The sequence below is a fragment of the Rhizobium jaguaris genome, from assembly GCF_003627755.1.
Lineage (GTDB): Bacteria > Pseudomonadota > Alphaproteobacteria > Rhizobiales > Rhizobiaceae > Rhizobium > Rhizobium jaguaris.
This window is the reverse complement of the sequence record NZ_CP032694.1, coordinates 3,540,300-3,560,495: the sequence shown is the minus strand read 5'-3', so window position 1 is coordinate 3,560,495 and position 20,196 is coordinate 3,540,300. Positions and strand designations below refer to the sequence as shown.

Genomic DNA, 20,196 nt, shown 5'->3' with positions numbered 1-20,196 from the left:
CGCCGAAGCGATTCGGCGGTTTTTCTATTTCAGGCGCAGAGGCGCGAAGCTCAGCCTTCGACGGAAGCTCAGGCTTCCGGCGGTGCTTCGATCATGCCGAGAGCGTGGAGATAGGTATCGAGAATGAGGTCTTCCTCCATCCGCTCCTGATCGTCCTTCTTGCGCAACGCAATGACCTTTTTCAGGATCTTGGTATCGAAGCCCATGCCCTTGGCTTCGCCGTAGACATCCTTGATGTCGTCGGCAATAGTCTTCTTCTCTTCTTCCAGCCGTTCGATGCGCTCGACAAAAGCGCGAAGCTGATCGCGGGCGACGCCATGAGCATCAGACATCATTGTCTCCTGATTGCGTGGGATTTTGAATTCGATGGGCCGTTGACCTGCCGCGAATGGAGCGCGAGGTCAAGCCGTCTCGACGGAAGAAGCCCTATTCTTTCGGCTTGTTCAGCTCAAAAGCGGCTTTTTGCACAGCGGAAGCTTCTGTCTGATGCAGATTTTTCCAGTCTTCATAGGGCATGCCGTAGACCATTTCGCGCGATTCGTCCTTGGTTACCGGCAGCCCTGCTTCTTCGGCCGCCTCGCGATACCAGTTGGACAAGCAGTTGCGGCAGAAACCGGCGAAGTTCATAAGGTCGATGTTCTGCACGTCGCTGCGCTCGCGCAGATGAGCAACAAGGCGACGAAAGGCGGCTGCTTCCAGTTCGGTCTGCTGTTCCTTGGTGAGTTCGGTCATCTCTATCTCCTCAAGCCGCTTCGCCGGCATGATGTCGTCCGAAGCCCTTCGTTTCTTTGGCATCAAGCTTCGTCGTCAGGGCCGGTGCGCGACGGGTAGCGCTTGTATTCGTGCAGTGCCGGATCGTCGTTCATCGCCGAAAAGATCGGTGCCAGTCGTTCGGCCCATTCGCTGATGCCGGCCTCATCGCCGATCAAATCCTGGCGGACTTCCAGCAGCGCGTGGGGAATGCCTCTGACCATGCAATGGCGATACATGGTGTCGTTCCTCAGCGCCCCGTCATAGGGTTCATTGTCGCCTATAACGAAATTGGTGTCGGCACGGAGCTTTGCAAGCAGCGGCACCACGGCGCGCTCGTCGCTGTCCCAGAGCACGCTTGCATGCCATGGGCGTGGGACGCCCTTCCAGGCCGGTGTGAAGGAATGCAGTGACAGCACCAGCGGCGCCTTGCCCGTCGCCTCCGCGACCGACGCAATCGTCTCGTCCACTGCGCGGTGATAGGGCCGGTGGAAAGCTTCGATGCGATAGTCCCACTCTTCCTCGGTGATCGGATGATTGCCTGGAATGATCGCCCCATCGGAAATTTTCATGATCAGCGTGGGGTCGTCTTCGCCACGGTTCGGATCGATCAGCAGACGGGAAAAGCCGCCGAGCACGGAAGGCACGCCGAGCCGCGCCGAAAGCTTGCGGCAAAGGCCCTCGATGCCGATGTCATAGGCGATATGCCGCGAAAAGGCAGTTTCTGGCAGGCCTAACCGTCCATAGCGTTCGGGGAGATGCCGCATCGCATGATCACCGAGAATGACCATGCCTTTGTCACGATTGCCGGATATGATTTCGAAAGATTTGAAGTCATTCATGTGGATTTGTCGATTACTGCATTTTCAGCCCGTTGTTTGATTGCATGCGCGGGCGGAAGGTGCAAGGTTCGGCCTATTGAATGGGCAAGGAGCGGGCCGCAAGGTGCCGTCACCATCCCGTGAAGGAAATATAATCGATTAGACTTGCGTTGACATTCCATGGATGGCAGCGCAAGAAGACGCAACAACGAATAACCGGGAGCCCATTGGAAGCCGTGTTCAGCCAAGTCGCGCCAAGTTTCGTTACGCGGTCGGGGCCGTTTGCCCGATTCGCATTTTTCATCCTTGCCGCCGCCGCGCCGTTTTTCTTCATGCCAAATGCAGCCCATGCCGATTTCCGCGTCTGCAATGGTACGCAGAATCTCGTGGGCGTGGCGATCGGTTATCGTGCGAAGGAAGGCTGGGTGACCGAGGGATGGTGGCAAGTTCCGGCTACCACCTGCGCTACTTTGATCGAAGGGCCGCTCCAATCCCGCTATTATTACCTCTACGCAGAAGACGCAGCCCGTGGCGGCCGCTGGACGGGCGATGTCGAAATGTGCGTGGCGGAAAATGAATTCAAGATCCCAGGCGTGAAAGATTGCTACGCGCGCGGTTACCAGAAAATGGGATTCAAGGAATACGACACGGGGCGTCAGGCGAGTTGGATGGTTCAGCTCTCCGATACCCCGGGCAGCCAAGAGAGCCAGAATTGATGAAACGCAACCGAAAAGTCAAAATCCTAGCGACGCTCGGCCCGGCTTCCTCCGAAGAGGAGATGATCCAGAAGCTGCATGAGGCCGGTGCCGATCTGTTCCGCATCAACATGAGCCATGCCAGCCATGACCTGATGCGCACGCTGATCCAGCGTATCCGCTCCGTCGAGGCCCGCTGTGGTCGTCCGATCGGTATTCTCGCCGACTTGCAGGGTCCCAAGCTGCGTGTTGGCAAGTTTGCCGAAGGCAAGGTCGATCTCAAGCCGGGCCAGACCTTCACGCTCGACAACAACGATGTGCCCGGTGACAACACCCGCGTGTTCTTGCCGCATCCGGAAATCTTGGAGTCGGTTCAGCCCGGCCACCGTCTGCTGATCGATGACGGCAAGCTCGCGCTTCGCGCGGAAAAGTGCGACGGCAAAAGCATTGTCGCGACCGTCATTTCCGGCACGAAGATTTCCGACCGTAAGGGCGTCAGCTTGCCCGATACGTTGCTTGGTGTCGGCGCACTGACTGACAAGGATCGCGTCGATCTCGACGCGGTGCTGGCCACCAATGAAGTCGACTGGGTGGCGCTCTCCTTCATCCAGCGCCCGGAAGATCTGTCCGAAGTGCGCAAGATTTCGCGCGGCCGCGTCGGTTTGATGTCGAAGATCGAGAAGCCGCAGGCCGTCGAGCGCATTGAGGAGATCATCGAGCTTTCCGATGCGCTGATGGTCGCCCGCGGCGATCTTGGCGTCGAAATGCCACTCGAAGCCGTTCCCGGTATTCAGAAACAACTCATCCGCGCCTGCCGCCGTTCTGGCAAGCCGGTGGTTGTCGCGACGCAGATGCTGGAATCGATGATCTCTGCGCCGGTTCCGACCCGCGCCGAAGTTTCCGACGTCGCTACCGCCGTATTCGAAGGCGCCGACGCCGTCATGCTGTCGGCCGAATCCGCTTCCGGCGACTATCCGGTCGAGGCCGTGGCAATGATGGCCTCGATCGCCAGCACGATCGAGCGCGAGCCGCACTATCCGGGCATCATTTATGCCCAGCGCGCCCAGCCGGAAGCAACCGGCGCCGACGCCATCTCGCTGGCTGCCCGCCAGATTGCCGAGACGCTGAAGCTCGCCGCCATCGTCTGCTATACCTCGTCGGGCACGACGGGTCTGCGCGCCTCGCGCGAGCGGCCGCAGGTTCCGGTCCTGGCGCTGTCGCCGATCATTCAGACGGCTCGCCGTCTGTCGGTTGTCTGGGGCATGCACTGTGTCGTTACCCATGACGCCACCGACCTCGACGATATGGTCAACAATGCCTGCCGCATCGTCGCGGAGGAAGGTTTCGGCAAGCCCGGCGACCGCATCATCATCTCGGCCGGTGTGCCGCTGGGCACCCCTGGTGCCACCAACATGCTGCGTATCGCCTACATCGGCTCGGACGGCCAATCGGGCGTCTAACGGCCGGATTCTCGCAAGTATCGAAGCCCGTTGCCTGAGAAAGGCGGCGGGCTTTTTTGTTATCAGGCAGCAACCGTCATCGCACCAGCCCTGCTTTGAACGGGCAGTGTAGCGGCCGCGGCGAGAGTGGCGGCGAAAAAAGCTGCCCAAACCCGCCTTTATCTGAGATAATCACCTGGGGAACATTGCCTCTGCCGCCCATTCGGCCGCGAGGACGGTCTCGAATCCCATTGAAGCATTTGATCCTGCCCCTCCGCAGCGATGGGGCTGTTGTCGGCATGCATCCAGTGAACATTCTTCATTGTTTAGCAAACGCGAGCCAGGAGCACTTCACATGGTTATGTTGAAACCCGATCCAAGCTTTTATCCGTCACCGCGCATGGCCATGAAGGCGGCGCCGGAGACGCTTGCCTATGTCGCAGCCTTCGATCCGACACGAGCGGTTCCCGACGAGCTCGCGGTTGTCGATGTCGATCCCAAATCAACCACTTACGGTCAAATCGTGACCGCCGTTGCGATGCCCAATGTCGGCGACGAGCTGCATCATTTCGGCTGGAATGCCTGTTCATCCTGCCTTTGCCCGAATGCGCCGCATCCGCATGCGGAGCGCCGCTATCTGGTCGTGCCGGGATTGAAATCCTCGCGCATCCATATCATCGACACCAAGCCCGATGGTCGGAAGCCATCGATCGTCAAGGTTATCGAACCCGGCGAAGTCGCCGAGAGGGCCGGATATTCCAGACCCCATACCATTCATTGCGGACCGGAAGGGATTTATATCGCGGCGCTTGGCAATGCCGAGGGGAAAGGGCCGGGCGGCGTATTCCTCATGGACCACCAGACATTCGAGGTGCGTGGCCAATGGGAAATGGATCGCGGACCGCAACAGCTTTCCTATGATGTCTGGTGGCACCTTGGTCACGATACGCTCGTCACCAGCGAATGGGGCACGCCGGATACTTTCGAAAACGGCCTGATCCCGGAAGTCCTGCTCGGCTCGAAATACGGTCACCGTCTGCATTTCTGGGATCTGCACAAGCGCAAGCATGTGCAGACGATCGATCTCGGTGAAAAATATCAGCTCGTGTTCGAACTCAGACCCGCGCACAATCCGACCAAGGCCTATGGCTTCGTCAACTGCGTTCTCAGCCTTGAGGACCTGTCATCCTCAATATGGGTCTGGCATCGCGATGGCGAGAAGTGGGCGGTGACGAAGGTGATCGATATTCCGGCGGAGCCAGCTGATCCGGAACTGTTGCCGCCGATGCTCAAGGGTTTCAATGCGGTGCCGCCGTTCGTCACCGATATCGACCTTTCGATGGATGACAGATTTCTCTACGTCTCCTGCTGGGGAACCGGAGACCTGCAACAATATGATGTATCCGATCCCTTCAAGCCAAAGCTGACTGGCAAGGTCCGGATCGGCGGCGTCGTTTCGCGCGCTTCGCATGCGGGAGCGAAGAATGGCACGCTGAATGGCGGTCCGCAGATGGTCGAGATCAGCCGCGACGGTCGCCGCGTCTATTTCACCAATTCGCTTTATGGTGCGATCGACGATCAGATCTATCCCGATGGTGTCTCTGGCTGGATGGTGAAACTTGATGTCCGAGCGGATGGCGGCATTGCCTTCGACGAGAAATTCTTCGTCGAGTGGCCAAAGTCGCATCGTCCGCACCAGGTCCGCTTGCAGGGCGGAGATTGTTCGTCGGATTCCTATTGTTATCCGTGAGCAAAGGTCTGTCGGATGAGGTGCCAATGAACGAACTCTGGCCTTGGATGCTGCTGGCGGGACTGGGGGCCTTTCATGGTCTCAATCCCGCGATGGGATGGCTGTTTGCCGTGGCGCTTGGCGTTCACCGGCAGAGTTCTGCCGCTGTGGTCAAAGCGGTGCCTGCTATCGCCCTTGGCCACGCCGTATCCATCGCGCTTGTTGCTGGAGCCGTGGTTGCGGTCGGTCTTTTCGTAGATCAGGGGGCCGTGCGCACGGCCACCGGAGCGGGCCTCGTCGCCTGGGCTTTATGGCATCATTTCTTCGGACATCGGCATCGCGTTCGCATCGGCATGCGCACAGGGCTTGCCGGCCTCGTGCTCTGGTCGTTCCTGATGGCGACGGCTCATGGTGCCGGGCTCATGCTCCTGCCGGCTTTGATGCCGCTCTGTCTTGCGGGGTCACCATTGCACGACATCGGCGGGGATACGACCGCGGCGATAACGATCGCGGCAGTCGGTGTTCATACGGTTGCAATGTTGGCGGTCACAAGTCTCATTGCGCTCGCGGTCTATCGCTGGGTCGGACTCGAGATATTGCGCAGCGCCTGGATTAATATGGATCTCGTCTGGACGCTGGTCCTGCTTGGCACCGGTACGATATTGCTGATCGTCTAGCGACGGCGAAAAAGATGTGCTGGAGCCCTGGTAGTTCGTCCTGTTGTCCTTCGATCGCCCACGGATCGGACGCAGCATAATCCCGCCGGAAAGCCGTTTCAGACATTGGGATGATGTTTCAGGCTTTGACGAATCATATGTGAATGGAGAGTTTCCAATGAAGATCGGATTTATCGGATTGGGCCAGATGGGCAGTGCCATGGCGGCAAACCTGTTGAAGGCCGGGCACGACGTTACAGTTTACAATCGCTCGCGCGACAAGGCGGAAGCGCTCGTGGGCGAGGGCGCCAAGATCGCCGCAACGGTCGCAGAAGCCTGCCACGGCGAGGCGGTATTCACCATGCTTGCTAATGACGATGCGCTGTCGGCTGTCGTTCATGGCGAGGGCGGCGTGCTGGCGAGTTTGCATAAAAATGCGATTCATATTTCATCGAGCACGATCAGTGTCGCCCTCTCGGAGCGGCTGACAAAAGAGCATGCCGCGGCCGGTCAGCGCTTCGTGGCGGCCCCGGTCTTTGGCCGGCCCGAAGCGGCGGCTGCGGCCAAACTCTTTATCGCCGCGTCCGGCGAGCCCGGCGCCATCGCAGCCGTGGCACCGCTGTTTGAGGCGATCGGTCAGCATACTTTCGTTCTCGGCGAAGAACCGAAATCCGCCAATCTCGTCAAGCTGAGCGGCAATTTCCTGATCGCCTCGGTGATCGAGTCGCTCGGGGAAGCCATGGCATTGGTGGAAAAGGGCGGTGTCGACCGACATGAATATCTCGATCTTTTGACATCGACGCTGTTCAATGCGCCGGTCTACAAGACTTATGGCGGCCTGATCGCCGACCGCAAATTCAAGCCGGCTGGCTTTGCCGCGCCGCTTGGTCAAAAGGATATCCGTCTCGCACTGGCCGCCGGCGAGGCGCTGAACGTGCCGCTGCCGCTTGCAAGCCTGCTACGCGACCGCTTCTTGACCTTGCTGGCCCACGGCGGCGAGGATCTCGACTGGTCAGCGGTCGGTGCACTGGCAGCGATGGATGCCGGCCTGGGGGACTAGTCTCTATTGGTGGTGAGTGGGGAGGGCGTCCGTCCTCCCCGTCACTATCGTGACATCTGGGGACTGTGGGAAGCTTGCAAACCGTAGTGGTGCATGCAAGGTTCTGACAACTGTCAGGAGGAAACCATGCACACCGCCGCATTGCTTGCCTTTGTCACCGTCTCGTCAATCGGCATCGCGACGCCGGGGCCGACTGTGCTTCTGGCATTGACCAATGGTTCGCGCTACGGCGTACGCCGTGCCTTGGCCGGCATGGTCGGTGCCGTGCTGTCGGATTTCGTGCTGATCGGCGCGGTCGCCATTGGGCTCGGCGCATTGCTGGCGGCATCGGAATTCTGGTTCTCGGTTCTGAAATGGGCGGGTGCCGCCTATCTCGCTTTCCTCGGCATCATGATGTTGCGCTCGAAGGGGTCGATCGACGGCATGCTCAGGGCCAGTGCCGAGCAGGCTAGGGGCACCGTGCTTTCCATCGGGATGAAGAGCTTCATGGTCGCCGTGACCAATCCCAAGGGTTACTTGCTCTTCTCGGCCTTCCTGCCGCAGTTCATCGATCCTGCCGCGCCGCAGATGCCGCAATATGCCATCCTCGCGCTGGTCTTTGCCTCGCTCGATTTCTCGATCATGTTCGGCTATGCGGTTTTCGGCTCGCGGGCAGTCCGCTTCCTCAAGACGGAAGGTACGAAATGGCTGGAACGCGCCTGTGGCGGCGCGCTCCTGGCTTTGGCCGGTTCGCTGGTGCTTTATCGCCGCGCGGCGAGTTGAGGATTAATGCATGTCGCGCAAAAGTGTGCGGCGGTTTTGCGAAAACGACATGCGAAAACAAGGAGCTAAAGCGTGGGAGCGAATCTGAAAGATCGCGACGAGCTTTAGTGGCGGCGCAGCGCCGTCTCGAAGACGTCGGTATCGACATTGCCGCCGGATGTGACCGCGATGACCGTGTCGCCGTCGATCTCCTTGCCGTGAAAGAGGGCTGCCGCCAGTGCCACGGCGGCGCCTGGCTCGACGACGATCTTGAGGCGAGTGAAAGCGAGTGCCATGGCGTCGAGTGCTTCCTCGTCGGTCACGACCACGCCTGCGCCGCAGAGACGCTTCAGAATAGGAAAGGTGATGTTGCCGGGCTGCGGAGTGATGATGGCGTCGCAGATCGAGCCTTGCAGGGCGGCGTTGCGTTCGATCTTGCCGGAGGCGAGCGAGCGGGTGGTGTCGTCAAAGTCCTTGGGTTCACAGGGGCGGACCTTGAAGCCGGGGGCGCGAGCCTCGAGTGCCAGCGCGATGCCGGACGTCAAGCCGCCGCCGCCACACGGAACGAGTACGGTTGCGGCATCGATGCCCTCTTCGGCCGCCTGTTCAGCGATTTCCAGCCCGGCCGTCCCTTGGCCTGCGATGACCAGCGGTTCGTCGAAAGGCCTGATGAGCGTCAGGCCGCGCTCCTTGGAGAGCCGCGCACCGATCTCGTCGCGATCCTCCTTGATGCGGTCATAAAGCACGACTTCGGCGCCGAAGGCACGAGTGTTGGCGATCTTCAGTTTCGGGGCATCCGTCGGCATGACGATGACGGCGGGAATGCCGTGCAGTTGCGCGGCCAGCGCCACGCCTTGGGCATGATTGCCGGAGGAAAAGGCGATGACGCCCTTGGCGCGTACGGAGGGCTCTAATGCAGACACGGCCGACCAGCCGCCGCGGAATTTGAAGGAGCCGGAATGCTGCAGGCATTCCGCCTTCACGAACAGCCGCCGCCCCGCGATCTCATCGAGGAAGGGGGAGGAGAGAAGGGGCGTGCGTCGCGCGCGACCGCCGAGGCGAGCGCGAGCGGCTTCAATCATTGCAATATCGACCATGGAGGGAACACTCTTCTGCTGCGGAAAGGCTATCCATCCATAAGACGCCGCGACCCTCTTTGAAACAACGACTTTGTCCCGGTGACACTTCAACTGACATCCGGCAAGGAAAGGTGGCCGACAGCGTAGGCCTGGACGGCGGGCCGCAAGATGCTTTTCGGCAGATCGGCGAGGAGCCGGAAGCGCACTCGCGTCCAGCTCGTCGGCTCGAAGGCGGCGACGGAAGCAAGCGCTTCGCCACGGGCGATCTCGACAGGGGCTGCATCGCTCTCGCGCCGACGAATCTCGGCAAGCGGCGCATAGGGCTCTATCTGAACAATCTCGCGAGTGGCAAACCGGGCATTGCGAATGTCCGGCGAGACATCGGCAGCCCAAACGATCCATGTCCTGACTTGCGGCCAGCCGAAGCTATCCGTTAGCCCGACAAAGCCGGGGCCGCAGATGAAATTGCTCAAGCCCTCGTCCTTCTCCCAGATATAGAAGGGCGCATAGAGATTTTCCCGGCTTTCCGTGGCTCCATCACCCTTCCGGGCTGTGAGATAGGCCTTGAACTTCAGACCCGGAAAATTGTCGAGCATAGGTCCCTTGTCGCGGACGCGGTGGTCGATGATCGCCATGTCATAGCCGGCGGGCAGGGTGAAGCTGTATTGCATGGCGATCATGGGTCAATCCTCCAGCCAGGTCACGGCGCTGCCGTTCTGTTGAGCCTGGATGCTGATATAGGCGAAGGTGCTGTCCGGCGTTGCGCCGTGTCGGTGAGGCTCGCCGGGTGCGAAGGTAATGCAGTCGCCGGCGCGCAGTTCCTCTGCCGGTTCGTTGTCGCATTGGGCATGGCCGACACCCGACAGAACATAGAGGATCTGCCCATGGGGATGTGTGTGCCAGCGTGTCATGGTGCCGGGTTCGAGCGTGCAGCGCATGGCTGTGAGGCCGCCGTCCTCGCTGTCCTTAACCAGCATCTCCACCCAAAAGGGCGCATTGGCGATGCCTTCCGGTGAACGCCTGATAGCGGTGCCGGCGCGATGGATCGCAAGCGGTTGTCGAATGCTTGTCCGGTTCATCGTCGTCAGACCTGTTCGATCATCTGCGCGATCCCGTCTGCGAAGGACCAGTCCTCGCGCGTCGTCGTGACGATGTTGATCATGACATCTTCGGGCCGGACGCCCGGCTGATCCGCAAGCAGGGTCACGAGGCGGCGATAGAAGGCCTTTTTGACTTCAGTGGAGCGCGGCTTGCCGATGGTGATCTGGAAGAAGACGTAATCGTCCGAACGCGGGCCGCCGAGATAGGTGCGGTCGAAGATCAGCTCGCCGGGTTCCAACTGACGGATCTCCTGAAAACGATCGGTGGGCGGCGCCTCGAAAGTCTCTACCATTGCGCGATGGAAATTGTCCGAGAGCGCTTGCAGATATTCGGGCGATTTGCCGCGGAGAAGGGAAATTCGGGTGAAAGGCATGGGAAACTCCTGTCATCTGTCCACTTGACGGCTTCACCATGCCACGGGATAATCGTTCGGAAAATTAGATAATATTGGACCGATAGTCCCAAAAATATGGATGATAGATCATGCGGAAAGCCGTCTTCGATCTTGACGTTCTACGGAGCTTCGTTACCGGTATGGAGCTTGGGAGTTTTGCCAAGGCGGCCGATCGGCTCGGCCGTTCGACGTCAGCCATCAGCGCGCAGCTCAAGAAGTTGGAGGAGCAGGCGGGCGCGCCGATCTTCCGCAAGGCCGGGCGTGGGCTGGCGCTGACGGAGGCCGGCGAGACCATGCTTGCCTATGCGCGGCGATTGCTGGATCTTAACGATGAGGCCGCGACTGCGATCCACGGTGCCGATCTGGAAGGCTGGGTGCGGCTCGGCTTGCAGGAGGATTTCGGCGAGACGCTGCTGCCGGAGGTGCTTGGCCGCTTTGCCCGCGCGCATCCGAAGGTGCGGATCGAGGCGCGCGTGGTTCGCAATGCCGAGCTGATCGAGCGCGTGACCTCCGGCAAGCTCGATCTGGCGCTCGCCTGGAGCGACGGTTTTCGCACTGCCCATACCGATCGAATCGCCGAAGTGCCGATGTGCTGGGTCGGGCCGGTGCATCGTGCTACCCATTGGCATGCCGATGGCGGCGAGCCGCTGCCGCTTGCGTCGCTGGAAGCGCCTTGTCTGTTGCGCACCATCGCGACGAAGGTGCTGGATCACGCGGGCATCGGCTGGCGCATCTCCTTCGTCAGTCCCAGCCTTGGCGGGCTCTGGGCGGCGACGGCAGCTGGATTGGGCTTGGCCGTGCGCACGCCGCTTGGCCTGCCGGACAAGGTGCACCTTATGGCGTCAGGCGAAGCCGGCCTGCCACTGCTGCCGAAACTCGACCTCGTGCTGCATCGCGCTGAAGCTGAAGCAAATCCGGCGACGGAGCGGTTGGCCTCGATCATGCTGCAAGCCGTGCGGCAAACGGTGAACGCCACGCCGCAGGGGCGGGTGTTTGTCGATGCGCCTGACTATGAACTCGTGACCGCCTGAGCGGCGGCGGTTCCGGTCGACAGCACGGTCTTCAGGCAGGCGAGGCGGGCTTCCGCCTCCTGGGCGAAGGCCTGGAGATCGCGCGACTGGCCGGCGAGGTGTTCCATCGCTGCGATGACCACATCGGTTGTGACGTAGTCGGGCTTGTGTCCGAGATGACCGATGGTGACGAGTTCGGCGCCGGCGATGTCACGTGCCAGGCCGCGGGAATGCAGCTCTTCCATGACGATATCGTCGCTGTCGCCGGTGATGATAACGGTCGGCGCAGTTATCTCGCGGTAGCGCGGCGCTTGTGCCGAAACATAGGCGAAGAGATTGGCGACGTCGGCCGCATTGTTGCGAAAGGTTCTTGGCCGCAGCACCAGCTCCGGTGCTGTTTTTTCGAGATAGTCGACCGGCCGCTCGTTGGGGCTGAAGACGCCGAGCGTACCGCTTTCGACACGGTGCAGACCGATCGGCATCACCAGCAGATGAGCGAAGAGCCAGCCAAAGACCGGCATGGCGGCAAGCGTATAGTACCAATCGATGCCACCCGGCCACGGGTGGGTTGCCGGCGAGAGAAAAAGCAGGCCGGTTGTCTTGTCGGGATGGCGCATGCCGAAAGCTGCGGCGATGGCGCCGCCGAAGGAGTGGCCGACGATGATCGCGCTTTTGATACCGCGTTTCTCCATCAGTTTGGCGATCGCATCAGCTTGGCCGGACGGCAAGGCGTTTTCCGGGCCACCGCGTTCCGAATAGCCATGGCCGGGGCGATCGACGAACAGCATTTCGGCCCGGCCCTCGAGTGGGTCGGCAAAGGCTTCGAACTGGTCGCGCAGATTGCCGCTTGCGCCGTGGATGAAGATCAGCGACGGCAGATCGGCAGTGGCCGGGCGCGGCAGATGCAGGGCATTCATGCGGAAATCGCCGATATCGGTCAGCTCGCCTATGTTGGGATAGGCCTGTTCTATGGCGCGTGTCTTGTAAGCCGAAAAGCCGGCACCAACGGCAAAAAGGAGAACAACGGCGAGAAGCAGGACATCGATCATTGTTGTAGTAAGCAGATACTGGGGACCATCAGCCTATCCGACTTTCATGAACCCCCGTCCGTCGTAGGCATGCCCGCTGTTGACAAACCTCAAGTTCGGCTTCCGGCGATTTTTTCGGAGAGGGTATTAACCTGCTCCTGAGCCGCGCGATTCGCCGGATAGATTTCAAGGAAACGTTCCCACGCCTTCAGCGTCAGCTCGTCGTTGCCGGCTTCGCTCAAGATCGCGGCCATGCCGGCGAGCGCACCGAAATGGCGCGGCTCTATCCGCAGCACCTGATTGATGTCTTCCATCGACTTGCGATAGTCGCCGATGGCGAAATTCAGCGTCGCTCGACGATTCCATCCCTCGGCATAGTCGGGCTTCAGCGCAATGACCTGATCAAGGAAATCCATAGCGGCGGCATTGCGCTTCTCCTGGATGGCCTTGTCGGCCCATTGCATCAGGAGATTGATCGTAGCGCTGCCGGAATCGTTCCATTCCATACGGATCTGGTCGGCGATGAGGCTCGCCTGCTCAGGATCGCGTTGGCGTTTCAAAGCTGTGAAGAGATTGTCGAGCTGCTGTTTCGGCGACAGGCTGCTGGACGCGGCGTTCGGATCTTTCTTCTCGACGATGCTCGAATCATCCGCCATGGCGAGATGCGGTGCGGCGGCAGTCAAAGCGAAGAGAATCGGCAGAGCCAAATATGACAAAGCAAAAATGCGCATGGCGAGCATAGTAGCCCGCCAATGCCGAAGATCAAAACAATTTTGATGTGATCATCTCAAGCGACCGATGACGGTCGGCCTGGCCATGGGCCAGGCGCCACGCAAAATCAGCCCTGACGAGCCTTGTAGCGCGGGTTCAGCTTGTTGATGATATAGATGCGGCCCTTGCGGCGGACCAGACGGTTGTCACGGTGACGCGCCTTGAGCGACTTGAGCGAATTCTTGATCTTCATTTTTCTGATCCGCGATGTTTGAGGGGGAATGTCACATTCGCCCGGGTCTTTAACAATCAAAAGCGCGCTCAGGGCGCGCTCTTTAGGGTGGGCAGCAAATACCCTGTCGCCTGGGTCCTGTCAACCACGTCAGGGGTTTTTTCCCCGCGCTGTTAGCGGCGAAGCTGTGTGATATGGCCCATTTTGCGGCCCGGGCGCGACTCAGTCTTGCCGTAGAGATGCACGAGCACATCGTCTTGGCTCAGCCAATCGGGAACCGAAAGGATATCGTCGCCGATCAGATTCTGCATCACGCAGTCCGAATGGCGCGCGGGATTGCCGAGCGGCAGGCCGGTGACGGCACGGATATGCTGCTCGAATTGCGAGACCACGCAGGCTGCCTCCGTCCAGTGGCCGGAATTATGCACTCTGGGCGCCATTTCATTGGCGATCAGACTGCCGTCCGCAAGCGCGAAGAACTCGATGCCGACGACGCCGACATAGCCGAGCGCGGCCAGAATTTTTTCCGCGGCCACGCGCGCCGCAGCCGCCGTCTCGGCAGAGATACGGGCGGGAAGGGTAGAGGTGTGAAGGATGCCATTGCGGTGAATATTTTCCGCCGGATCGTAGCAGGCGACAGCACCGTCCAGGCCGCGGGCGGCAATGATGGAGACCTCCCGCTCGAATGGCACGAAGCTTTCGAGAATCAGCGGCACGCTGCCGAGCGCGGCATAGCCGCCTTCGGGGCTGTCGGCGGACGATCGGTAGACGCGCTGGCCCTTGCCGTCATAGCCGAGACGGCGAGTCTTGAGCACGCCTTGTCCGCCGAAATCGGCAAGCGCAGCATCGAGATCGGCCTGGCTATCGACGGCGTGGAAGCGGGCGGTCGGAATGCCGCAATCGTTGATGAAGCGCTTTTCGGTCAGCCTATCCTGCGCCATCTCCAGCGCCTTCGGCGGCGGGTAGACGGCAATATCCTTGGCGAGTTTTTCGGCAGCGGCGACCGGCACGTTCTCGAATTCATAAGTGACGAGGTCGCAGCGCTTTGCGAGCTCGGCGAGACCAGCGGGATCGTCGTAGGCGGCCACGATCTGGTCGTTCGCCACCTGCGCGGCCGGGCAATCGGCCTGGGGCTCCAGGATGATCGTACGGAAATTCAAACGGGCCGCAGCCATGGCTAGCATGCGGCCGAGCTGGCCGCCGCCGATGATGCCGATTGTTTTTGCGGTCATAGGTCGTCCATCGGGTATTCAGCGACTGCGGCGCTCTGCCGGGCGCGCCACTCGTCCAGCCGCTCGGCGATATCTTCGTCGCCGAGTGCCAGGACGGCGGCTGCAAGAAGGGCAGCGTTGATCGCGCCGGCCTTGCCGATCGCCAGTGTGCCGACGGGAATGCCTGCCGGCATCTGCACGATGGAAAGAAGACTGTCCTGGCCGGACAAGGCGCGCGACTGCACGGGTACGCCGAAGACCGGCAGAGGCGTCATCGAGGCGGCCATGCCCGGAAGGTGGGCGGCGCCACCCGCACCGGCGATGATTACTTTAAAGCCTTCGTCGCGCGCGCCCTTGGCGAAGCTTACCAGCCGGTCCGGTGTGCGGTGCGCTGAGATGATGCGCGCGTCATAGGCGATCTCCAGCGCTTCCAGCGTGTCTGCGGCATTTTTCATGGTTTCCCAGTCGGACTGGCTGCCCATGATGATGGCGACGGGTGGTCTTTCTGTCATCATCGTCGCGTCTTACTCCTCAGGCGATAATGTCGGGGATGATCTGGTCTTCCAGCTTGGTCAGCTTGTCCTTGATGACGAGCTTCTTCTTCTTCATGCGCTGGATGCGAAGGGCGTCGCAGCCCGTCTGGATCATGGCGTCGATTGCGGCGTCGTAATCCTCATGTTCCTGGCGCAACCGCGCCACGATCAGCCTGATTTCCGCCTGTTCCTGATCGGCCATGCCCATTTCCCCAATGCCTCGCGGAATCGCAAGCGTTCCGCCTCATGAATTCCGCAAGCTCCTATCACCAAATCGCGATAACGGGAAGTTATCCTTCATCACGAATTTGCCGCCTGTAGGCCACGTTTTGGCCTTCGACAAGGGTTCAATATTATGGCACACTGATAGGGTTGACACCTAGAGCCTTGGCGATGGATGGCCAGGGATCGTATGAGGAAGGAAGGGTCATATGACTGTTCAAGCTCATCTTGAATCGCTCGAAAAGAAACATGTCGCTCTTGAGGAGGAGCTACATTCCGCACTGACATCTCCCTCTATCAATGATACCGAAATAGCCGACATCAAGCGCAGGAAACTGCGTCTCAAAGACGAAATCCAACGTCTAAGATCGTCAGTTCACTGACGCAACGTCTTCCAAAAGACTAAAGCCGCCGATCGTGGCAAGGAAGACAGGCGGGCCGCAAGGCCCTGAAACAAATTCCCTTGTAAGAGACGGTGACTGCTCCCAGTCGAAACGGATGCGCCAACTTCAAAACGTGACCAGTGGAGGTTGGCGCAACTTTCCTGAGAAAGATCGGGAAATTGCTGCAAAAGCGTAGGGCCGCTCGTCAGGCCCAGAATTGATCCAGCCACAAATTGAGCTTGTCGAAACCGCGGCTGTTGACCGCGTAGATGCGTTTCGTGCCTTCGGTGGTGACGGAAACGAGATTGCTGTCGAGCAATGCCTTAAGATGCTGCGAGACGGCGGGGCGGCTGATCGGCAGGCCCTGCGCCAGTTCATTGACCGTTTTCGGTGCGCGTCGCAGCTCCTCCAGCAAGTAGCGCCGGTTCGGATCCGCGATGGCTGCGAAGGGGTCCATGGTCGACATGGCGGAAAACTACGTCAAACGCCAAAGAGCGGCAAGTCAATTGTGCGCCGCAATGATGCGTTGTGTTGGTCGCGGCCTACTTTTGTTGTCGCGGAGGTAAAATATGGGAAATGTCGGGCATGTTCTCGTCGGATTTCCTCTTCCAGTAGGCGGCTTGCTCTGGGTCCTTGGGGACTCCTTGCCCCTGCTCGTAGAGCATACTCAGCCAAAATGCGGAGAATGGTTCGCCTTGTTCCGCGGCGTTGCGGAACAATTCGGCTGCCTTGGTGGAATCCTGAGGTACGCCGCGGCCTGCGAGATACATCTCCCCAAGTGCGAATTGCCCCTTGGCAATGCCCTGCTCCGCTAGTCACCTGGAACAGAAGTTCATTACATTGTACGCTTGGCCTCTTCATGGGAGGTTGAGCAATGGCAAATGCGACTGGCCGACCGACGGCACCCCTGATTTTGAGCGAGGCGGAGCGGGAATATCTAGAGCGACAGGTTCGTAAACATCGCGTTGCTCGTTCCATGTCTGAGCGGTGCCGGATCATTCTTCGCTGCGCCGACGGGATTGCGAGCAAGACCGTTGCGAGCGAACTTGGCGTACATGAACATACGGTTGGCAAATGGCGACGGCGCTTTCTTAAAGATCGGCTCGATGGCCTGCTCGACGAAGTTCGCCCTGGCCGGCCCCGAACGATCGACGATGATCAGATTGCTGCTGTGATCGAGCGCACGCTGCGTTCTACGCCAAGCGATGCGACCCACTGGTCGATCCGCTCGATGGCAGGAGTCGCCGGCTTTTCGCACACGACGATCCGCCGGATATGGAACGCCTTCGGCCTGCAGCCGCATCGCACTGAGACGTTCAAGCTGTCCAGCGATCCCCTGTTCGTCGATAAGGTCCGCGACATCGTCGGTCTTTATCTGTCGCCTCCCAATCGGGCGCTGGTTCTCAGTGTGGACGAGAAGAGCCAAATCCAGGCACTCGATCGCGAGCAGCCAGTCCTGCCGATGATGCCTGGCGTGCCTGAACGGCGTACCCATTCTTATGTTCGCCACGGCACAACGACGTTGTTTGCAGCTCTGGATGTCGCCTCCGGCTTTGTCATCGGCAAATGCTACAAGCGGCATCGGGCCACCGAGTTCCTCGACTTCCTGAAGCAGATCGATGCGAATGTGCCGCCCGATTTGGACGTGCATATCGTGATGGACAACTATGCAACGCACAAAACTGCATCGATCAAGAACTGGCTGCTGCGGCGGCCACGCTACCACGTGCACTTCACCCCAACCTCGGCTTCATGGATCAACCAAGTCGAACGCTGGTTTGCGGAATTAACCCGCAAGCAATTACGTCGTGGCGTCCATACTTCGACAGCTCAACTCGAAGCCGACATCAAAAGCTTCATCGAGCGCCACAACGAAAATCCCAAGCCGTATCGGTGGACCAAATCGGCAGACGACATTCTCGCCGCCGTCAAACGCTTCTGTCAGAAGGTCGACAACAGCTTATGACACGAATTTCCGATTCAGCTGACTAGCTTCTGGAACCAGAAGGCTGCCTGAGTGTCGTCCTGCTTCACGCCCCGTCCGTAAGCGTAGAGAGTTCCGACCATACCTTGAGCGGTGACGTCCCCCTTCTGCGCCCTTTCATGATAAAGCTTGAAGGCAGTGGCATAATCCGACTTCTGATAGGCTGTGAAAGCTTCATCTGGATCGGCCAGGGCGACTGTACGAGCCGTGCAAAGCGCAAAGCTCAACGCCAGGGCGAACATTATGCGCCCTACTTTCATGTGATTTATCATTAATACCCCAGCCAGTCGCCGATCCGTCACCTAGCTTTACTCTGGTACTGCGGTAAATATCAACTTTGAGGTTGTATTCGCATCAGTCTTCGGTTGTCGGGCAGGCAATGCACAGATCAGCGTGTGTTTCCCCTTGTCAGCAAGTTCTAACGGATTTACTCACAAGCATCGAATGGGCGTGCCATCCCCAATAAATGAAAGCAAACATGGAAACCCGCATGACCGTACCTGAAGATCGCTGCCGGCTCGTTCTCATCGTTCCCGACATCGCCGATATGGACGAGCAGGCGAAGATGGTAGCCGATGCGCTGAGGGGCGGGGATGTGGCATCGGTCATCATCCCGCAATATGGCCTTGATGACGGCACCTTTCAGAAACACGCGGAAAAGCTGGTGCCGGTGGTGCAGGCCGCCGGAGCGGCTGCGTTGATTGCCGGGGACAGCCGCGTCGCGGGCCGTGCCAAGGCCGACGGGTTGCACATTACCGGCAATCTTGCCGAATTCACCGAGGCAGTCGAGAAATTCGTGCCGAAGCTAATCGTCGGCGGCGGTAGTGCCACGGACAGGCACAATGCGCTGGAGATCGGCGAGCTACGGCCCGACTATATCTTCTTCGGCAAGCTCGACGGGGACATCAAGCCGGAGGCGCATCCGAAAAACGTCGCACTCGGCGAATGGTGGGCGTCGATGATCGAAATTCCCTGCATCGTCATGGGTGGCACCGATCCGAAATCGGCGCTGGAGGTGGCGCTGTCCGGCGCCGAATTTGTGGCGCTGCGCACCGCTGTTTTTGCCGACCCTGCGACGGCGCCTTCCATCGTTGCGGAAGTGAATGCGCTTTTGGACGAAAAAGCGCCACGGTTTGAAGATTGATAGCAATCCATGTCGCTCACGCCTCGATTTCGCCACCGTTCCTTTCTTGCCGCGCTCGCCGTTGGGCTAACGACATTGCCGCTGTTGGCAGCGGCGCAATCGAGCAATAACGATACGTCGCTGCCAGGTATCACCACGCAGCCGGACAAGGGCAGCCGGCCCGCCGACAGCGATCAACCCGACGATGCCACGCAACGGGATGAATTTGCTGTGCCGAGCGACGGCGCGCCAGCGCATGACGGCGTGGTGACGCGGCCATTGAACGCTGAAGTCGGTACCTTCAAGACCGAGAAGATTCAGCCAGGCTCGGAGCCAAAGGCGGAGGACATCAAGCCCTCGCAAGGTGTGGGTGTCTTTGACCGCATGGGCGCGAAGCTGCCCGACCTGCCGCCGGAAAAGCCCTTCAAAGGCAAGATCGACGATGCCTACGGTGCCTTCCAGCGCGGCTATTACTTGACCGCGTTTCAGAAAGCTCTGCCGCGGGCGCAACTCGGCGATCCCTCTGCCCAGACCCTGATTGCCGAATTGATGTCGCAAGGTCTGGGCGTCAAGCGCGACACCAAGGACGCTGCCTTCTGGTACGGCAAGGCGGCCGAGGGTGGCGATGCGACATCGATGTTCAAATATGCGCTGCTCCTGATGGAGGGGCGCGATGTGCCGCGCGACCAGAAGAAGGCGGACGAATGGATGAAGAAGGCGGCCGATGCCGGCCAGGCATCCGCCGAATTCAACTGGGCGCAAAGCCTGACGGCCGACAATCCCGGCATCAAAGGTTTGCAGTTAGCTCTTCCATATTATGAAAAATCGGCGGAGCAGGGCATTGCCGATGCGCAATACGCAGTCTCGCAGCTCTACCTCAATCTGCCGGACATGCCGCCTGAAAAGAAGGCGCAGGCGCGTGAATGGCTGTCGCGCGCCGCCAATGCGGGCTACGACACCGCACAGCTCGACATGGGTATCTGGCTGATCAACGGTATCGGCGGCAAGCAGGACCTGGAGAACGGGTTCAACTGGATGAAGGTCGCTGCCTATCGCGGTAACGTCGTCGCGCAGAACAAGCTGGCACATCTCTATATCAATGCACTGGGTACGAAGCAGGATCCGGTCGCCGCGGCCACCTGGTATGTCATCTCGCGCCGCGCCGGCCTGAAAGATCCGGAGCTCGAGGATTTCTACCAGGGCATCGAGGATTTTCAGCAGAAGGCCGCAATCGATGCCGCGAACAAATTTCGCAGGGCGCAGTAACGCGCCAGACGAATTCCGTTAGACTGAA

Annotated in this window: 27 protein-coding genes; 11 read left to right on the top strand and 16 right to left on the bottom strand. The window is 59.8% G+C overall.

The window, feature by feature from the left end; genetic code table 11:
- Positions 1 to 68 precede the first annotated feature (68 nt).
- From CCGE525_RS17400 to CCGE525_RS17390, 3 genes are all read right to left on the bottom strand, one after another.
- Complete coding sequence (locus tag CCGE525_RS17400) at positions 69 to 332, bottom strand: DUF2312 domain-containing protein (protein WP_120705364.1); 264 nt, start codon at positions 330 to 332, stop codon at positions 69 to 71.
- Between the two features lie 94 nt (positions 333 to 426).
- On the bottom strand, positions 427 to 732 hold the full coding sequence (locus CCGE525_RS17395; protein ID WP_120706470.1) for a DUF1244 domain-containing protein: 306 nt from the start codon (positions 730 to 732) through the stop codon (positions 427 to 429).
- A gap of 62 nt (positions 733 to 794) precedes the next feature.
- On the bottom strand, positions 795 to 1,592 hold the full coding sequence (locus CCGE525_RS17390) for an N-formylglutamate amidohydrolase (RefSeq protein ID WP_120705363.1): 798 nt from the start codon (positions 1,590 to 1,592) through the stop codon (positions 795 to 797).
- Positions 1,593 to 1,798: 206 nt separating this feature from the next.
- Between CCGE525_RS17390 and CCGE525_RS17385 the strand changes: the two genes are divergently transcribed.
- The 6 genes from CCGE525_RS17385 to CCGE525_RS17360 all read left to right on the top strand — a co-directional run bounded on the left by CCGE525_RS17385 (position 1,799) and on the right by CCGE525_RS17360 (position 7,912).
- Entirely contained in the window at positions 1,799 to 2,287 is a 489-nt protein-coding gene (locus CCGE525_RS17385) for a DUF1036 domain-containing protein (protein WP_120705362.1), read from the top strand.
- Positions 2,287 to 3,726 (top strand): pyruvate kinase, encoded by a 1,440-nt coding sequence (gene pyk / locus CCGE525_RS17380; protein WP_120705361.1) that lies wholly within the window; start codon positions 2,287 to 2,289, stop codon positions 3,724 to 3,726. Before CCGE525_RS17385 ends, pyk begins: the two co-directional genes overlap by 1 nt.
- Positions 3,727 to 4,060: 334 nt before the next feature.
- Positions 4,061 to 5,455, top strand: coding sequence for a selenium-binding family protein (locus CCGE525_RS17375; RefSeq protein ID WP_120705360.1), 1,395 nt, complete (start codon positions 4,061 to 4,063; stop codon positions 5,453 to 5,455).
- Positions 5,456 to 5,481: 26 nt separating this feature from the next.
- Positions 5,482 to 6,111: a hypothetical protein gene (locus tag CCGE525_RS17370; RefSeq protein ID WP_120706469.1), complete on the top strand. Its 630-nt coding sequence runs from the start codon at positions 5,482 to 5,484 to the stop codon at positions 6,109 to 6,111.
- A 157-nt stretch (positions 6,112 to 6,268) separates the two neighbouring features.
- The gene (locus CCGE525_RS17365; RefSeq protein WP_120705359.1) at positions 6,269 to 7,150 is read left to right on the top strand and encodes an NAD(P)-dependent oxidoreductase; all 882 of its coding nucleotides are present in this window, start codon (positions 6,269 to 6,271) and stop codon (positions 7,148 to 7,150) included.
- A 126-nt stretch (positions 7,151 to 7,276) separates the two neighbouring features.
- Entirely contained in the window at positions 7,277 to 7,912 is a 636-nt protein-coding gene (locus tag CCGE525_RS17360; RefSeq protein ID WP_120705358.1) for a LysE family translocator, read from the top strand.
- 104 nt (positions 7,913 to 8,016) lie between these two features.
- Here CCGE525_RS17360 and CCGE525_RS17355 read toward each other — a convergent pair whose 3' ends face one another.
- The 4 genes from CCGE525_RS17355 to CCGE525_RS17340 all read right to left on the bottom strand — a co-directional run bounded on the left by CCGE525_RS17355 (position 8,017) and on the right by CCGE525_RS17340 (position 10,444).
- A complete protein-coding gene (locus tag CCGE525_RS17355) occupies positions 8,017 to 8,988 on the bottom strand; it encodes a threonine ammonia-lyase (RefSeq protein WP_120705357.1) in 972 nt (323 codons plus the stop codon).
- A gap of 89 nt (positions 8,989 to 9,077) precedes the next feature.
- Entirely contained in the window at positions 9,078 to 9,650 is a 573-nt protein-coding gene (locus CCGE525_RS17350) for a DUF4865 family protein (protein WP_120705356.1), read from the bottom strand.
- 3 nt (positions 9,651 to 9,653) lie between these two features.
- On the bottom strand, positions 9,654 to 10,049 hold the full coding sequence (locus tag CCGE525_RS17345; RefSeq protein WP_120705355.1) for a cupin domain-containing protein: 396 nt from the start codon (positions 10,047 to 10,049) through the stop codon (positions 9,654 to 9,656).
- 5 nt (positions 10,050 to 10,054) lie between these two features.
- Positions 10,055 to 10,444 carry a tautomerase family protein gene (locus tag CCGE525_RS17340; RefSeq protein WP_120705354.1) on the bottom strand — a complete coding sequence of 130 codons (390 nt, stop codon included), beginning with the start codon at positions 10,442 to 10,444 and terminating at the stop codon, positions 10,055 to 10,057.
- A 110-nt stretch (positions 10,445 to 10,554) separates the two neighbouring features.
- Between CCGE525_RS17340 and CCGE525_RS17335 the strand changes: the two genes are divergently transcribed.
- A complete protein-coding gene (locus tag CCGE525_RS17335) occupies positions 10,555 to 11,496 on the top strand; it encodes a LysR substrate-binding domain-containing protein (protein WP_120705353.1) in 942 nt (313 codons plus the stop codon).
- Here the strand turns inward: CCGE525_RS17335 and CCGE525_RS17330 are convergent.
- The 6 genes from CCGE525_RS17330 to CCGE525_RS17305 form a co-directional block, all read right to left on the bottom strand.
- Positions 11,475 to 12,524, bottom strand: coding sequence for an alpha/beta fold hydrolase (locus CCGE525_RS17330; protein ID WP_120705352.1), 1,050 nt, complete (start codon positions 12,522 to 12,524; stop codon positions 11,475 to 11,477). The two genes, CCGE525_RS17335 and CCGE525_RS17330, sit on opposite strands and share 22 nt — an antisense overlap.
- Before the next feature lie 89 nt (positions 12,525 to 12,613).
- Positions 12,614 to 13,243: a tetratricopeptide repeat protein gene (locus CCGE525_RS17325; RefSeq protein WP_120705351.1), complete on the bottom strand. Its 630-nt coding sequence runs from the start codon at positions 13,241 to 13,243 to the stop codon at positions 12,614 to 12,616.
- Between the two features lie 98 nt (positions 13,244 to 13,341).
- Positions 13,342 to 13,467: a type B 50S ribosomal protein L36 gene (gene ykgO / locus CCGE525_RS17320; RefSeq protein WP_003582204.1), complete on the bottom strand. Its 126-nt coding sequence runs from the start codon at positions 13,465 to 13,467 to the stop codon at positions 13,342 to 13,344.
- A gap of 152 nt (positions 13,468 to 13,619) precedes the next feature.
- Positions 13,620 to 14,678, bottom strand: a complete 1,059-nt coding sequence (locus CCGE525_RS17315; RefSeq protein WP_120705350.1) for a 5-(carboxyamino)imidazole ribonucleotide synthase — start codon at positions 14,676 to 14,678, stop codon at positions 13,620 to 13,622.
- Positions 14,675 to 15,169 carry a 5-(carboxyamino)imidazole ribonucleotide mutase gene (gene purE / locus CCGE525_RS17310; RefSeq protein ID WP_120706468.1) on the bottom strand — a complete coding sequence of 165 codons (495 nt, stop codon included), beginning with the start codon at positions 15,167 to 15,169 and terminating at the stop codon, positions 14,675 to 14,677. Before purE ends, CCGE525_RS17315 begins: the two co-directional genes overlap by 4 nt.
- A 19-nt stretch (positions 15,170 to 15,188) precedes the next feature.
- Entirely contained in the window at positions 15,189 to 15,392 is a 204-nt protein-coding gene (locus CCGE525_RS17305) for a YdcH family protein (protein WP_028752913.1), read from the bottom strand.
- A gap of 229 nt (positions 15,393 to 15,621) precedes the next feature.
- Here CCGE525_RS17305 and CCGE525_RS17300 point away from each other — a divergent pair, with 229 nt between their 5' ends.
- Entirely contained in the window at positions 15,622 to 15,795 is a 174-nt protein-coding gene (locus CCGE525_RS17300) for a YdcH family protein (protein ID WP_081670329.1), read from the top strand.
- A gap of 205 nt (positions 15,796 to 16,000) precedes the next feature.
- Here CCGE525_RS17300 and CCGE525_RS17295 read toward each other — a convergent pair whose 3' ends face one another.
- Both CCGE525_RS17295 and CCGE525_RS39840 read right to left on the bottom strand, forming a co-directional pair.
- The gene (locus CCGE525_RS17295; protein WP_107109154.1) at positions 16,001 to 16,261 is read right to left on the bottom strand and encodes an ArsR/SmtB family transcription factor; all 261 of its coding nucleotides are present in this window, start codon (positions 16,259 to 16,261) and stop codon (positions 16,001 to 16,003) included.
- Positions 16,262 to 16,337: 76 nt separating this feature from the next.
- Positions 16,338 to 16,565: a tetratricopeptide repeat protein gene (locus tag CCGE525_RS39840; protein ID WP_120706467.1), complete on the bottom strand. Its 228-nt coding sequence runs from the start codon at positions 16,563 to 16,565 to the stop codon at positions 16,338 to 16,340.
- A 104-nt stretch (positions 16,566 to 16,669) separates the two neighbouring features.
- Here CCGE525_RS39840 and CCGE525_RS17285 point away from each other — a divergent pair, with 104 nt between their 5' ends.
- Positions 16,670 to 17,761, top strand: a complete 1,092-nt coding sequence (locus CCGE525_RS17285; protein WP_120704145.1) for an IS630 family transposase — start codon at positions 16,670 to 16,672, stop codon at positions 17,759 to 17,761.
- A 14-nt stretch (positions 17,762 to 17,775) separates the two neighbouring features.
- Here CCGE525_RS17285 and CCGE525_RS17280 read toward each other — a convergent pair whose 3' ends face one another.
- Positions 17,776 to 18,039: a sel1 repeat family protein gene (locus tag CCGE525_RS17280; protein ID WP_120705349.1), complete on the bottom strand. Its 264-nt coding sequence runs from the start codon at positions 18,037 to 18,039 to the stop codon at positions 17,776 to 17,778.
- A 230-nt stretch (positions 18,040 to 18,269) separates the two neighbouring features.
- Between CCGE525_RS17280 and CCGE525_RS17275 the strand changes: the two genes are divergently transcribed.
- Both CCGE525_RS17275 and CCGE525_RS17270 read left to right on the top strand, forming a co-directional pair.
- Entirely contained in the window at positions 18,270 to 18,923 is a 654-nt protein-coding gene (locus CCGE525_RS17275) for a thiamine phosphate synthase (RefSeq protein ID WP_120706466.1), read from the top strand.
- Positions 18,924 to 18,932: 9 nt separating this feature from the next.
- Positions 18,933 to 20,168, top strand: a complete 1,236-nt coding sequence (locus CCGE525_RS17270) for a tetratricopeptide repeat protein (RefSeq protein ID WP_120705348.1) — start codon at positions 18,933 to 18,935, stop codon at positions 20,166 to 20,168.
- Positions 20,169 to 20,196 lie beyond the last annotated feature (28 nt).

Excerpts from the sequence above, each read along its gene's own strand:
- CCGE525_RS17330 (WP_120705352.1), bottom strand. The coding sequence starts at position 12,524 with ATGATCGATGTCCTGCTTCTCGCCGTTGTTCTCCTTTTTGCCGTTGGT.
- CCGE525_RS17305 (WP_028752913.1), bottom strand. The coding sequence starts at position 15,392 with ATGGCCGATCAGGAACAGGCGGAAATCAGGCTGATCGTGGCGCGGTTG.
- CCGE525_RS17395 (WP_120706470.1), bottom strand. The coding sequence starts at position 732 with ATGACCGAACTCACCAAGGAACAGCAGACCGAACTGGAAGCAGCCGCC.
- CCGE525_RS17275 (WP_120706466.1), top strand. The coding sequence starts at position 18,270 with ATGACCGTACCTGAAGATCGCTGCCGGCTCGTTCTCATCGTTCCCGAC.
- CCGE525_RS17355 (WP_120705357.1), bottom strand. The coding sequence starts at position 8,988 with ATGGTCGATATTGCAATGATTGAAGCCGCTCGCGCTCGCCTCGGCGGT.
- CCGE525_RS17300 (WP_081670329.1), top strand. The coding sequence starts at position 15,622 with ATGACTGTTCAAGCTCATCTTGAATCGCTCGAAAAGAAACATGTCGCT.
- CCGE525_RS17270 (WP_120705348.1), top strand. The coding sequence starts at position 18,933 with ATGTCGCTCACGCCTCGATTTCGCCACCGTTCCTTTCTTGCCGCGCTC.
- CCGE525_RS39840 (WP_120706467.1), bottom strand. The coding sequence starts at position 16,565 with ATGTATCTCGCAGGCCGCGGCGTACCTCAGGATTCCACCAAGGCAGCC.
- CCGE525_RS17285 (WP_120704145.1), top strand. The coding sequence starts at position 16,670 with ATGGCAAATGCGACTGGCCGACCGACGGCACCCCTGATTTTGAGCGAG.
- CCGE525_RS17400 (WP_120705364.1), bottom strand. The coding sequence starts at position 332 with ATGTCTGATGCTCATGGCGTCGCCCGCGATCAGCTTCGCGCTTTTGTC.
- CCGE525_RS17315 (WP_120705350.1), bottom strand. The coding sequence starts at position 14,678 with ATGACCGCAAAAACAATCGGCATCATCGGCGGCGGCCAGCTCGGCCGC.
- CCGE525_RS17335 (WP_120705353.1), top strand. The coding sequence starts at position 10,555 with ATGCGGAAAGCCGTCTTCGATCTTGACGTTCTACGGAGCTTCGTTACC.
- pyk (WP_120705361.1), top strand. The coding sequence starts at position 2,287 with ATGAAACGCAACCGAAAAGTCAAAATCCTAGCGACGCTCGGCCCGGCT.
- CCGE525_RS17350 (WP_120705356.1), bottom strand. The coding sequence starts at position 9,650 with ATGATCGCCATGCAATACAGCTTCACCCTGCCCGCCGGCTATGACATG.
- CCGE525_RS17295 (WP_107109154.1), bottom strand. The coding sequence starts at position 16,261 with ATGTCGACCATGGACCCCTTCGCAGCCATCGCGGATCCGAACCGGCGC.
- CCGE525_RS17325 (WP_120705351.1), bottom strand. The coding sequence starts at position 13,243 with ATGCTCGCCATGCGCATTTTTGCTTTGTCATATTTGGCTCTGCCGATT.
- CCGE525_RS17280 (WP_120705349.1), bottom strand. The coding sequence starts at position 18,039 with ATGAAAGTAGGGCGCATAATGTTCGCCCTGGCGTTGAGCTTTGCGCTT.
- CCGE525_RS17365 (WP_120705359.1), top strand. The coding sequence starts at position 6,269 with ATGAAGATCGGATTTATCGGATTGGGCCAGATGGGCAGTGCCATGGCG.
- ykgO (WP_003582204.1), bottom strand. The coding sequence starts at position 13,467 with ATGAAGATCAAGAATTCGCTCAAGTCGCTCAAGGCGCGTCACCGTGAC.
- CCGE525_RS17345 (WP_120705355.1), bottom strand. The coding sequence starts at position 10,049 with ATGAACCGGACAAGCATTCGACAACCGCTTGCGATCCATCGCGCCGGC.
- CCGE525_RS17370 (WP_120706469.1), top strand. The coding sequence starts at position 5,482 with ATGAACGAACTCTGGCCTTGGATGCTGCTGGCGGGACTGGGGGCCTTT.
- CCGE525_RS17360 (WP_120705358.1), top strand. The coding sequence starts at position 7,277 with ATGCACACCGCCGCATTGCTTGCCTTTGTCACCGTCTCGTCAATCGGC.
- CCGE525_RS17340 (WP_120705354.1), bottom strand. The coding sequence starts at position 10,444 with ATGCCTTTCACCCGAATTTCCCTTCTCCGCGGCAAATCGCCCGAATAT.
- purE (WP_120706468.1), bottom strand. The coding sequence starts at position 15,169 with ATGACAGAAAGACCACCCGTCGCCATCATCATGGGCAGCCAGTCCGAC.
- CCGE525_RS17390 (WP_120705363.1), bottom strand. The coding sequence starts at position 1,592 with ATGAATGACTTCAAATCTTTCGAAATCATATCCGGCAATCGTGACAAA.
- CCGE525_RS17375 (WP_120705360.1), top strand. The coding sequence starts at position 4,061 with ATGGTTATGTTGAAACCCGATCCAAGCTTTTATCCGTCACCGCGCATG.